Origin of the sequence: Bradyrhizobium sp. 521_C7_N1_3 (assembly GCF_052075975.1) — a bacterium.
In the GTDB taxonomy this organism is placed as follows: domain Bacteria; phylum Pseudomonadota; class Alphaproteobacteria; order Rhizobiales; family Xanthobacteraceae; genus Bradyrhizobium; species Bradyrhizobium japonicum.
Genome location: NZ_CP197232.1, coordinates 8,192,657 through 8,204,433, shown reverse-complemented (window position 1 = coordinate 8,204,433; position 11,777 = coordinate 8,192,657). Strand labels below are relative to the sequence as shown.

The 11,777-nt window shown below is 65.7% G+C and carries 11 protein-coding genes; 7 read left to right on the top strand and 4 right to left on the bottom strand.

Annotation, left to right across the window (positions count from 1 at the left end):
* The first annotated feature begins 15 nt into the window (after nt 1-15).
* Nucleotides 16-879: an archaetidylserine decarboxylase gene (asd, locus tag AB7008_RS38575; protein WP_304491101.1), complete on the top strand. Its 864-nt coding sequence runs from the start codon at nt 16-18 to the stop codon at nt 877-879.
* Nucleotides 880-947: 68 nt separating this feature from the next.
* Nucleotides 948-1,511 carry an NUDIX hydrolase gene (locus AB7008_RS38570; RefSeq protein WP_028156346.1) on the top strand — a complete coding sequence of 188 codons (564 nt, stop codon included), beginning with the start codon at nt 948-950 and terminating at the stop codon, nt 1,509-1,511.
* A gap of 339 nt (nt 1,512-1,850) precedes the next feature.
* Here the strand turns inward: AB7008_RS38570 and AB7008_RS38565 are convergent, their stop codons facing one another.
* Together AB7008_RS38565 and AB7008_RS38560 are read right to left on the bottom strand one after the other, a co-directional pair.
* Entirely contained in the window at nt 1,851-3,317 is a 1,467-nt protein-coding gene (locus tag AB7008_RS38565) for a FecR domain-containing protein (RefSeq protein WP_304494257.1), read from the bottom strand.
* Between the two features lie 321 nt (nt 3,318-3,638).
* On the bottom strand, nt 3,639-4,418 hold the full coding sequence (locus AB7008_RS38560) for a DUF2147 domain-containing protein (RefSeq protein ID WP_304491100.1): 780 nt from the start codon (nt 4,416-4,418) through the stop codon (nt 3,639-3,641).
* 333 nt (nt 4,419-4,751) lie between these two features.
* Here AB7008_RS38560 and AB7008_RS38555 point away from each other — a divergent pair, with 333 nt between their 5' ends.
* The 3 genes from AB7008_RS38555 (at nt 4,752) to AB7008_RS38545 (ending at nt 7,317) form a co-directional block, all read left to right on the top strand.
* Nucleotides 4,752-5,084: a hypothetical protein gene (locus AB7008_RS38555; RefSeq protein ID WP_028156349.1), complete on the top strand. Its 333-nt coding sequence runs from the start codon at nt 4,752-4,754 to the stop codon at nt 5,082-5,084.
* A 341-nt stretch (nt 5,085-5,425) separates the two neighbouring features.
* Nucleotides 5,426-6,631 carry an extensin-like domain-containing protein gene (locus AB7008_RS38550; protein ID WP_028156350.1) on the top strand — a complete coding sequence of 402 codons (1,206 nt, stop codon included), beginning with the start codon at nt 5,426-5,428 and terminating at the stop codon, nt 6,629-6,631.
* 98 nt (nt 6,632-6,729) lie between these two features.
* Entirely contained in the window at nt 6,730-7,317 is a 588-nt protein-coding gene (locus AB7008_RS38545; protein WP_304494256.1) for a histidine phosphatase family protein, read from the top strand.
* 16 nt (nt 7,318-7,333) lie between these two features.
* On the opposite strand, the gene AB7008_RS38540 is transcribed toward AB7008_RS38545, so the two are convergent.
* Both AB7008_RS38540 and AB7008_RS38535 read right to left on the bottom strand, forming a co-directional pair.
* Complete coding sequence (locus tag AB7008_RS38540; protein WP_304491099.1) at nt 7,334-7,675, bottom strand: DUF6665 family protein; 342 nt, start codon at nt 7,673-7,675, stop codon at nt 7,334-7,336.
* 54 nt (nt 7,676-7,729) lie between these two features.
* The gene (locus AB7008_RS38535; RefSeq protein WP_304491098.1) at nt 7,730-8,365 is read right to left on the bottom strand and encodes a TetR/AcrR family transcriptional regulator; all 636 of its coding nucleotides are present in this window, start codon (nt 8,363-8,365) and stop codon (nt 7,730-7,732) included.
* A gap of 200 nt (nt 8,366-8,565) precedes the next feature.
* Here AB7008_RS38535 and AB7008_RS38530 point away from each other — a divergent pair, with 200 nt between their 5' ends.
* The gene (locus tag AB7008_RS38530; RefSeq protein WP_028156354.1) at nt 8,566-9,885 is read left to right on the top strand and encodes an HlyD family secretion protein; all 1,320 of its coding nucleotides are present in this window, start codon (nt 8,566-8,568) and stop codon (nt 9,883-9,885) included.
* 29 nt (nt 9,886-9,914) lie between these two features.
* On the top strand, nt 9,915-11,498 hold the full coding sequence (locus AB7008_RS38525; RefSeq protein ID WP_014492937.1) for a DHA2 family efflux MFS transporter permease subunit: 1,584 nt from the start codon (nt 9,915-9,917) through the stop codon (nt 11,496-11,498).
* The last annotated feature ends 279 nt before the right edge of the window (nt 11,499-11,777 follow it).

The following is an 11,777-nucleotide window of genomic DNA, read 5'->3' as shown; positions in this document are numbered from 1 at the left end:
CGAGCTGACAGATTCATGACAGTCAAAGCCCTCATCGCCTCTTTCACCCAGCAGGAAGACCTCAACTTCCTGTTGACCAACCGCATCCCCCGGGCGGCCCTGACCCGCTTCATGGGCTGGTTTTCCAAGATCGAGAATCCGCTGGTGCGGGACTTCTCGGTCGCGCTGTGGAAGCTGTTCTCCGACCTCGATCTGTCGGAGGCGCGCAAGACCCACTTCAAGAGCCTGCACGACTGTTTCACCCGGGAGCTCAAGCCGGGGCTGCGGCCCTTCGATCCCGACCCCTCCATTGTCGCCAGCCCCTCGGACGGCATCGTCGGCGCCCATGGCCGGATCGCCGACACCGAGTTGTTCCAGGTCAAGGGCGCGCCCTATTCGCTGCTCGACCTGCTCGGCGACTCGGCTCTCGTGGATCAGCACCGCAACGGAAGCTTCGTCACGCTGCGGCTGACCTCGAGCATGTATCACCGCTTCCATGCTCCTTATGACGCACATATCGAGCGCGTCACGCTGATCCATGGCGACGTCTGGAACGTCAACCCGATCGCGCTGAAGCGGGTCGAGCGTCTGTTCTGCAAGAACGAGCGCGCGGTGATCCGCACACATTTGTCGACCGGCGAGGCCGTGACGCTGGTGCCGGTCGCCGCGATCCTGGTCGCGAGCATCCGCCTGCACTTCCTCGACATGGTGCTGAACGCGCAGACCCGCGGCCCGGTCAATTTCCCCTGCGACGTCAACGTGAGCAAGGGCGAGGAGCTCGGCTGGTTCGAGCACGGCTCCACCATCATCATCCTGGCGCCCGGTGATTTCAACTTTTGCGACGGGATCGGCGAGGGCACCCGCATTCGTGCAGGTCAAGCGCTGTTGAAGAAAAACTAGCCTTCAATCCGCCGCGTCGGCAGCCTATATCGTCCGCGGGGACGATTGGATCGACGCGGAATTTTGTGATGGTGCGGGCGCCGGTGATGGCGGCGGGGGGGATTGTGCTGCGGCGTGGCGCGCCGCCGCTGGTTGCGGTCGTGCGCCAGCGCAAGCGCAACGAATGGGTTTTGCCCAAGGGCAAGCTCGACGACGGCGAGACGCCGAAAGAAGCCGCGCACCGCGAGGTGCTGGAAGAGACCGGCCACGATGTGGCCATCCACGAATTCCTCGGCACGCTCGTCTACCAGTCGGGAGGGCGCTCCAAGGTCGTGCATTTCTGGCGCATGGAGGCCGAGGGCGGTCCCGTCCGCAAGCTGATGAACGACATCAAGGCGGTCGACTGGCTGACACTGGAGGATGCGCTCGCGCGCCTGTCGCGCGAATATGAGCGGGCGTTCCTGCTGCAGGTCGGTCCGATGGCGCTTGCCGCCGCCGGGCTCGCCTCTTCGCCGGCGCCCGAGCTGGTGCCGGCGACCGATGACATCGATACAGCCTTGCAGACGCTGACGCCCGCCGAAGTCGCCTCAGTCGACGAGCTGCCTCACGGGCTCCTGCAGAAAGTGAAGGCCTGGCTGCGCGGCGAAGCGTGAGTTGTCTTCACGCTGCTCTGCTCGCGAATTTGGAAACATCCGCGAGCTAGCAAGTTTGTGGGAGCCTTAGTTCCCTCCTAGTCGTCATTGCGAGCGCAGCGAAGCAATCCAGAGTCCCTCCGCGGAAAGAATCTGGATTGCTTCGCTGCGCTCGCAATGACGGAGGAGAGGGCTGAGCCACGCTGACGCCCCTTGTGGGAGAGGGCGGATCGTCGCGTAGCGGCGAGCCGGGTGAGGGGTGTCTCTCCGCGAGTCCAACTCTCAATCGAACGTGTGGAGAGATACCCCTTATCCGGCGCTTCGTGCCACCTTCTCCCACAGGGGGAGAAGGAAGAAGAGTCACCTCCGCTCTTTCTTCTCCCTCGGAGCGGGCGCCGGTCTGCGCGGTGTTGCGGGACGTTGCGCGGCGGGGAGGCGCTGCTGGAATCCGCCCTGGCGCTGGATGCCGCCCGGCTGCTGAGCCGCGGGCGGCTGGCCCGGCTGCAATCCGGTGCGCGGCGTTTGCGGTTGCGGCGCCGTGCCCGGCTGTGACGGCACGATTCCGCCGGGCTGCGCCGAGGTCTGTCCGTTTCGCTGTGGCTGCGTCTGCTGCGTGCCTTGTCCATTACGCGGCGCACCTGCCGGCTGTCCCGCACCTTGCTGCTGACCTGGTTGCTGCTGGCCCTGTCGTTGCTGGCCTCGCTGCTGCTGCTGCTGACCCTGGCCCGCGCGCGGCGTACCCGGCTGCACGGCGCCGCCTTGTCCTTGGCGCTGCTGCGGCTGGGCGCCCTGCTGTGTTCCTTGGCGACCCGGCGTACCCGGCTGCTGCTGGCCCGGACGGTTGTTCTGGCCGGGCTGGCCGTTCGGGCGCTGCGGCTGCTGGCGGGGCGCTGTCGTCGGCCGCAATTGCTGCTGCTGCGGTGGCTGGGTCGGCCGTGGAATGCGGCTGATCGCGGTCGGATTGGCGCGGCGGAAGTCGCGCTGCTCGGTGACGATCTGCCGGCCCGTGGTCTGCGCCAGATGCACCTGGCTGACGAAGCCGCGGTCGCGCGCGATCTGCTGCGGAGCGATCGTGATCGGCACGGCGGCAAAGCGCATGCCGCCTGTGCCGCCGGCGCCCGGGCGGATCGCAAAACCGCTTGCGGCCTGCGTCAGCGCGCCGAGTCGCGTGCCGCTGCTGCGGTCGTTGACCTCGATGTGGCCGACCCGGCCGTCGGCGTCGGGATAGAGCTTGATGTTAACGTTGTTCGCAGCACTGGCCGCCGCGCCTTCAGGAACGTCGACGACGCCGGTGGTGCCGCGAATGCCGAGCGTTGCGGTCGGCGTCGCGATCTTCATGTCGCCGGTCTTCGCCACTGCTGCCGCAACGAAGGCAACGGTGCCCTTGCCGATGTCGAAGATCGCCGAATTTTGCTTGCCGCCGTCCTCATAGACGTAATTGTCGATGGTGATCTTCGCGCTGGCGGAGAGATTGAACGTGGTGGCGTCGTTGAAGGTGATGCCGAGCGAGGAGTTCGACGAGGTCTGCACGACGTCGTTGAGATAGATGTCGTCGCGCACGCGCAGCGGATACGAGTTCTTGTCGCGGACCACGGTTGCGATCCCCGTGACGGTCGCGACGTTGCCGATCGGCTCGACGGCGGCGGGTTGCACGTCCGTGGCGGGCGCAGGTGAAGCCGACGGCGTCGGGGAGGGGCCGGGCGTTGGCTGCGCCTGAGGCTGGGCCTGCGCAAGCTCGATTGCATCGGATGCGAGCGCCACGCTCGCGCCGGCCAGCGGCAACGCCAGCAACGGAAGCGCGAAGACGAAGCGGCGCCAAGCCACCATTGATGTCACGAGGAAGTCCCGGTGAGAGCGCGAGGCGAGATCGGCCGATATCAGCCGGGGTTAGCTGAATGGCGGATGAACATCTGTCGCATGGGGGCGGTGAACGTTCAAACGGGGAAATGCGGAGCGAGAACCGAACAAAGCACACCGATATCTCTACATCGTCATGGCCGGGCTTGTCCCGGCCATCCACGCCTTGACGTGCGGCACAAAGAACGTGGATGCCCGGGCCTTCGCCTCGCCGAAGCGGCTTCGGCCGCGCAGGCGGGACAAGCCCGGGCTTGACGAAGAGTGTGTAAGTTGGAGACGGCAGCTTCGCTGTCAGCTCACGCGCTTCCAGGTCTGGCCGCCGCAGAACATGCCGCCGAAGGCGCAGCCCTGCACGCGCATCGCATTCGGGCCCTTCATCGCGATCGTGGAGTCGTAGTTGCGGCCGGAGTCGGGATCGTGGATGCGGCCGCTCCACTTCGCGCCGTCGGGCTTCATGTTGATCAGGATGCGCTCGTTGGACTTCACGGCGTAACCGCAGAGATTGGCGCCGCACTGTTCGACGCGGACATTGCCCTTGTTCTCTTCGGTCGCCCAGACGCCGATCGGCGTGTTGGCAGCTTGCACGGGCGCGACAGCAACCGGCGCCGGAGCAATCGCGACCGGTGCAGGCGCGGCAACGGGAGCTGCGACCGGCGCGGCCGGCGCGGTGTTGTCGTAGCTGGCGGCCGGAGCGGCCGCAACCGTCGCCGGAGCCGCGGGCGCGGCGACAGCAGGCGCGGTCGGCACGGTCGCCTGCACCGGCGCCTGTTGCACGGGCTGCTGCTGCACCGGAGCCGGCGCGGGTTGCGCGGTCGTCGTGGACGGAGCTGGCGTGGTGTCGTCGTCGTCCTTGGAGCCGCCGAGGCCCTTGAGGTTGATGTTGTTCAGCTTGATCGGCTTGTCCGACAGGCCCGGTGCGATGATCGTCACGCAATTGAGCGAGGTGCAGTTGCGCGGCGTCTCGATGCGGATGTGCTCGCCTTCGATCTGGAACGCAATCGAGTTGCCGGCATGCGCGGCGGCGGTCGAAGCGAGGAAGAGCGCGGTGGCGGCGATGGTGAGCTTGTTCATGACAACCTCCGAAAATTGTGCCGGTCTGAACTGCTGTCGCTGGTGGATGAAGCTTGGTTCGACCCTACGCCGGGCCTGTCCCGACTTCTGTGATTGACGTCACAACGGTCCGCGTCGGCTGGGTGAGGCAGCGCACATTCAGCGGCGCGTCAGCCTGCGTAACCTCGTGGCGACACAGAGGGAGGCGCCGATGAAGCGCTTGCGTTTCTCTTACCCTCCCCCTCCAGGGGAGGGTGGCAGCTTGCCCCTGTCCAATTTGTAATCGTCCCGCACCGAACCCGCATCTCGCTTGCACGCGACCGATGGCTGACGACGCATGCAAGGAGAGCCAACATGAAACGTTTCGGCTTCATCGCCGCGCTGCTGATCGGCAGCGCGATCCCGGCCCACGCCGACACCGACATCTGGAACAACATGCTGAAGCAGCAGCGCGGCGACGATGCGCTGCATGTCGATAGCGCGTTCTGCGATGCGCAACTCGGCGCGCCGCAGAACGGCACGGTGACCTCAGCGCAATACAAGCGCTGCATGCGCACGCGGGGCTGGCGCTTCAGTCATACCGTTCGCGAAAAGGACGACGGCTATCCCGATCCTGATAATCCCGGTCTCGTCTGTCACGACTTCAAGATTGGAGGCGTCACGGGATCGTCCTGCTCGAATTTCTGAGCACGGCAACAGGCCCGGCGGCCGGATGATCCGGCACCGCCGGGCAAGCCCGTGATGCGGTCGGTGATGTCTCTAGATCATGCCGAGCACGATGGCGCCGACAAAGGCCATGGCGAGGCACGCGGTGATAACGCTCAGTCTCCCGGCGAACGTCATAAGGTCGCTCCCGCTGTTGTCCCCCGTGCGAGCGCATCATGGTTAACAGAGAGTCTCTCTCCGAAAAAGTCAGCCTTGCTTCCGCTGCTGTCGCGCGGCGTATGCGCGTGCGCGCCGGTATGGTTAAAGAACACTGAAATCAACATGTTGAAGAGTCTTTAAGTAAATTCACCGAACGTGCGTGCATGACGCGCGGAGTTCGTTTGTATCTCGTCGGCTCCATCGTCCTTGTTTCGCTTGCGGGTTGCGGACGCGGCTTTTTCCAGGCCGAACGTGAACCGTGGCGGGCCGAGGCCGAAGCCGCATGCCTGAAATCGGGCGCGGTGAAAGAGGGACCGGATCTCGTCCGCATCGACCCGATCTCGGGCCCCGGCATGTGCGGCGCCGAGTTCCCGTTGAAGGTCGCCGCCATCGGTGAAGCCTCGGGCAGCTATGGTTTTGCCGACGAGGAACTGCGCCCGCCGGGGAATGTCGGCAGCCAGCCGCGATGGCCGGTGACGCAGCCGCGATCGAACGTTCCGCAGAGCCAGAACTATCCGTCATCCTCCTATCCGCAGCGGTCGAACTATCCCGAGAGCGCGGTGCGCCAGCCCTCCGGCTATGGCAACGCGCCCGGCCCGATGTCGCTGAACGCGCCCGGCGTAGCACAGCAAGAGGACGAGATCGACCTGCCGCCCGAGGGCACCGATGCCGCGGGCGCCGCACGCTACATGAATGCGCCGAGCTATCCGGCGCGGCCGGCGCCGTACTCGCAGGCGCCCGCGCAGCAACCTTTGCCGCGTCTTGGTCCGGCGCAGGGCAATCCCGTCGTCGCTGTCGGCCCCGTCGCGATCAAGCCGACCGCGACGCTCGCCTGTCCGATCGTGTCCGAGCTGGACCGCTGGCTCGCCGACACCGTGCAGCCATCGGCGATGCGCTGGTTCGGCGCCCGCGTGGTCGAGATCAAGCAGATCTCGGCCTATTCCTGCCGCGGCATGAACGGCAACTCGCACGCCCATATTTCCGAGCACGCCTTCGGCAACGCGCTCGACATCGCCGCCTTCGTGCTCGCCGACGGCCGCCGCGTCACCGTGAAGGACGGCTGGCGCGGCATGCCGGAAGAGCAGGGGTTCCTGCGCGACGTGCAATCGGGCGCGTGCGCGCATTTCACCACGGTGCTCGCGCCGGGCTCGAACGTCTATCACTACGATCATATCCATGTGGACCTGATGCGCCGCGCCAGCCGCCGCCTGATCTGCCAGCCCGCCGCCGTCTCGGGCGACGAGGTTGCCGGCCGCGCCCAGCAGCGCAACCCTTACGCCGGTCGGCGCGATCCCTATGTCACGGGCTCGCTCGGAACGCGCAAGAGCACGGCGCGCAAGCAGGAAGAGGACGAGTACGCCGACGAGTAGACTTGTTCGCCAGTAGCTCGGATGGAGCGGAGCGCAATCCGGGAAGAGTGTCCCCGCATTCCGCTTCGCTCCATGCGGGCTACGACCCTGCCAAAAAGATGCCCGCCGATATCATCCGCTATCTCACCCATCCGCAGGTGCAAATCGATCCCACGGTGCCCGTGCCGCAATGGGGCCTCAGCCCTGTCGGTCGAACGCGCACCGAAGCGTTGGCGAATGCGGGCTGGCTCGCAAGCACCACGCAGATCGTCTCGAGCGCCGAACGCAAGGCGATCGAGACCGCGGAGATCATCGCAGGCCGCCTCGGACTCATGATCGAGATCCGCGAGGCCACGCATGAGAACGACCGTTCGGCGACCGGCTTCCTGAAACCGGCCGAGTTCGAGGAGGTCGCCGACCGGTTTTTCGCGCAGCCGCATCTCAGCGTTCGGGGCTGGGAGCGCGCCGTCGATGCGCAGGCGCGCATCGTGCGCGAGACCGAGGTGGTGCTCGCCCGCCATCGTCCGGGCGACGTTCTCTTCGTCGGCCACGGCGCCGTCGGCACGCTGCTGTTCTGCCACTATGCCAGTCACGCAATCGATCGCGTTCACGATCAGGCGGCCGGCGGCGGGAACTGCTTCGCATTCACCCGCGAGGGGCGCCGCGTCCTGCATGCGTGGCGCAGGATGGAAGAGATCGGGGCCTAGCTCCAGTGCCGGACAGTCACTTCGAGGCCGGCTTCGACGGTGCGGGGACCAGTCCCATGCACCGCTGCACCTCGCCCGGGACGTTGTAGGTCCGCATGATATGGCGGCTGTCGCGCAAGCCGGTCGCCTCACGTTGCACCACGAACATCCAGAGCGCCTGGCCGGCTTCCATCACCAGCTTGCGCCTCGCCGCTTGCATTGAGGCCGGCGCCTCCGCGTCCGCGTGAGCAGCGTCGAATTCGCGCAAACGCGCAAGGCTCTGTTCGAGTGCACTGCCCATCCGTCCAAGCGCTGAGGCCTGTTCCTGGACGATCTCGTAATGGAGGATATCGACGGGCGGGCGAAGATCACGGGACATGGCGCTTAATATAGTGCCGCGGCAGCGGCCTGCGCAACGCGTGGCCGGCCGCTGCTACGTCGCCCGGTACGCCGCCAGAAACATCCGCGTCGCGCTGTCGACGACCTCGATCATGCGCTCTTCCGACGGCGCGGGCGCGGCCTGGAAAACGAACGGCAGGAAGAGCGAGGCCTTGCACAGCTCCATGAACTGTGACGCCGCCAGATCGCAATCGTCGATCTTGAGATCGCCGGAAGCGACATGGATTTTGAGATATTCGGAGAGCCGGTTGATGGTCTTGTCCAGCACGCGCAGATAATAGCGGCGGCCGACGTCGGGCATGCGCTCGGCGATCGCCATCACCGTGCGAATCGCCGAACCGCCGCCGGGCCGGCACAGCAGATGGATATAGGCCTGGCCAAAATCGTTCAGCGTGGTCTCGGCGTCGCGTGCGGGATCGAAATTGAAAACGACCTGGCCGTGCTGGAGCGCCTCCTGCTCGAGGATGGCTTCGAACAGCGCGCATTTGTCGGCGAAGTAGACGTAGAGCGTGCCCTTGGAGACCTGCGCAGCGCGCGCGATCTCGCCCATGCTGGCACCGTCGAAACCGAGATCCATGAACACCTTGCGGGCTCCGTCCAGGATCTGGCGGCGCTTGGAGCTGTCCTCCTCCTGGACGATGTGGAGAGGTTCGCGGCCGGCTACAACCATTGGTTCAGCGTCTCGGAAGGTTTCTGGATCGGGCCCGACCCATGAAACCCAAATAAAGGATTCGGGCCAGTAGGGTCCTGCCCAAGGATATTATCTATGTTGACCGAACCGTTCGGTCAATGATATTTGGGATGGGCGAGAGGGAACCGGCCGCAGGACGGCCGTCCCTGGTCGCCGCTTTTTTTGTTGGGGAGGCCTCTATGGCCGTATCGAGAGACCAGGCTGCGCGCGTCCTTCGCCAGGAAGCGGTGGAGACGACGCCGGGGCAGGCCGGCAGCGAAGCTGCGACCGAGAAATCCGTCGCCCTCGCCGAGCAGTTGCGCTCTCATGTGGCCGAGGAAACCAAGCGCCGCACCGCTGAGGCGCCGGAGAAGCCCGTGACCGACAAGCCGGCCGCACCGGATGCGTCCGCCGCCGCCGGCGCGCCGAAGTCCGGCAAGCGCAAATTCGTGCTGATGGGTGTTGGCCTCGTGCTGGCGCTCGCGGCCGCGAGCTATGCCGGCTACTACACGCTGGTCGGCCGCTTCTACGTCTCCACCGACGACGCCTATGTCCGCGCCAACAACACCATGCTGGGCGCGCGCGTTGCCGGCCACGTCTCTTCGATCCTCGCCGGCGACAACACGATCGTGCGCGCCGGCGACGTCGTCTTCCGCATCGATGACGGCGACTACAAGATCGCGGTCGATGCCGCCGCGACCAGGATCGCGACCCAGCAGGCCACCATCGATCGCATCGGCCGCCAGATTGCAGCGCTCGAGAGCCAGGTTGCACAGGCCAAGGCACAGCTCGTCTCGGCCGAGGCGGGCCTCAAGCGCGCCGATCTCGATTATGAGCGCCAGCAGTCGCTGAGCAGCAAGGGCTTTGCCTCGCGCGCCACGTTCGAAAGCTCGGAAGCCGGACGCGACCAGGGCGCCGCCGCGGTCAAGGCCGCGCAGGCCGCCTACGACGTCGCGGTCAGCAATGTCGACGTCACCAAGGCGCAGCAGGCCGAAGCGCAGGCGCAGCTCGCCGAGCTCAAGACCTCGCTCGCCAAGGCCGAGCGCGATCTCGCCTTCACCGCGGTGCGCGCGCCGGTCGACGGCACGTTCTCGAACCGCCTGGTCAGCGCCGGCGACTTCGTCGCGGTCGGCCAGCGTCTCGGCAACATCGTGCCGCTCGACGATGTCTATATCGACGCCAATTTCAAGGAAACCCAGCTCAAGCGTATCCGTCCCGGCCAGCCGGTGACGATCAAGGTCGATGCCTACGGTATGCGCAAGTTCTCCGGAATCGTCGACAGCATCGCAGCCGGTGCGGGCTCGGTATTCACGCTGCTGCCGCCTGACAACGCCACCGGCAACTTCACCAAGATCGTGCAGCGCGTGCCGGTCCGCATCCGCGTGCCGAAATCGGTGGCGAAGCAGAACCTGCTCCGCGCCGGCATGTCGGTCTATGCGACCGTCGACACCAACAAGGGCGCGGCCGACGCCGACAGCGAGATCGATCTCGACGATCCCACCGCGATCCACCCGCAGTAGCCACAAATCGAGCGCTGCGAGGTCAGACCATGGCCAACGCCACCACCGCTTCACCCGCCATGATGGCGAACCCCGCCTCGGAGCGCATCGCGCCGAAGCGGCTGTTCGCCTTCATCATCATGGTGTTCGGGATGTTCATGTCGATCCTGGACATCCAGATCGTCTCGGCGTCCCTGAGCGAAATCCAGGCCGGCCTGTCGGCGAGCTCGAGCGAGGTCTCCTGGGTCCAGACCGCCTATCTGATCGCCGAAGTCATCGCGATCCCGTTGTCGGGATTCCTGTCGCGCGCGTTCGGCACGCGGCTGTTGTTCGCGATCTCGGCCGCCGGCTTCACCGCCTCGAGCCTGCTGTGCGGCTTCGCCACCACGATCGAGGAGATGATCCTCTGGCGCGCGCTCCAGGGCTTCCTCGGCGCCGGCATGATCCCGACCGTGTTCGCTTCGGCCTACACCGTGTTCCCACGCTCCAAATTCCACATCGTCGGTCCGATCATCGGGCTTGTCGCGACCCTGGCTCCCACGATCGGCCCGACGGTCGGCGGCTACATCACCGATCTGATGTCGTGGAACTGGCTGTTCTTCATCAACGTCGTGCCCGGCATCGGCATTACCCTGGGCGTGCTGGCGCTGGTCGATTTCGACGAGCCGCATTTCGAGCTGCTCGACCGCTTCGACTGGTGGGGACTGCTCTTCATGGCCGGCTTCCTCGGCACGCTGGAATACGTGCTGGAGGAAGGTCCGCAATATGAATGGATGCAGGACACGTCCGTCGCGATCTGCGCCTGGATCTGCGCGATCTCGGCGATCGCCTTCTTCTGGCGCGTGTTCACGGCGGCCGAGCCGATCGTCAATTTGCGCACCTTCTCCAACCGCAATTTCGCGATCGGCTGCGTCCTGCAGTTCTGCATCGGCATCGGCCTCTACGGTCTGACCTACATCTATCCGCGCTATCTCGCCGAGGTGCGCGGCTACAGCGCGCTGATGATCGGCGAGACCATGTTCGTCTCGGGCATCACCATGTTCCTGGTCGCGCCGCTGGTCGGCCGGCTCATGGTCAAGCTCGACATGCGCTACATGATCGCGTTCGGTCTCGTCGTGTTCGCGATCGGCTCCTACCAGATGACCTGGATCACGCGCGACTACGATTTCTACGAGCTGCTGGTGCCGCAGATCCTGCGGGGCATCGGCATGATGTTCGCGATGGTGCCGACCAACAACATCGCGCTCGGAACCCTGGCGCCCGACCGGGTGAAGAACGCCTCCGGCCTGTTCAACCTGATGCGTAATCTCGGCGGCGCGGTCGGCCTCGCCGTCATCAACACGGTGCTCAACAACCGCACCGATTTGCACATCACCCGCCTTCAGGAGCGGGTGACCTGGGGCAATGCGACGGCGACCGAAACCCTGACCATGTTCATGCAGAAATTCCAGGGGCTCGGCGATTCCACACTGATGGCGATGAAGCAGCTCAGCCAGATCGTGCACCGCCAGGCCGTGGTGATGAGCTTCGGCGACGCCTTCTTCGTGCTGACGCTGTTCTATCTCGGCCTCAGCCTGCTGGTCACGCTGCTGAGCAAACCGGCCTCGCTGGCCGGAGGCGGCGACGCCCATTAGGCAAGCGGCTTACGAGGTGTCATCGCCCGCGGTGGCGGGCGATCCAGTACTCCGCGGCGGAAGCTGTGTGAGCTAACTATCGCCGCGGAGTACTGGATGCCCCGGTCCCGGCTCCGCCAAGGCTACGCCGGGCCACAAGCTCGCTCGGCCGCCGAAGCTTCAGCGAAGGCGGCAAGCCGGGGCATGACAGCGGAGATCGAGGCGGCGGCGATGCCGGACCAAGGCGCCCCGCACCAAATTGCAACACTCGTCCGCGATCTCGCAGAACCCCCGTTGCAA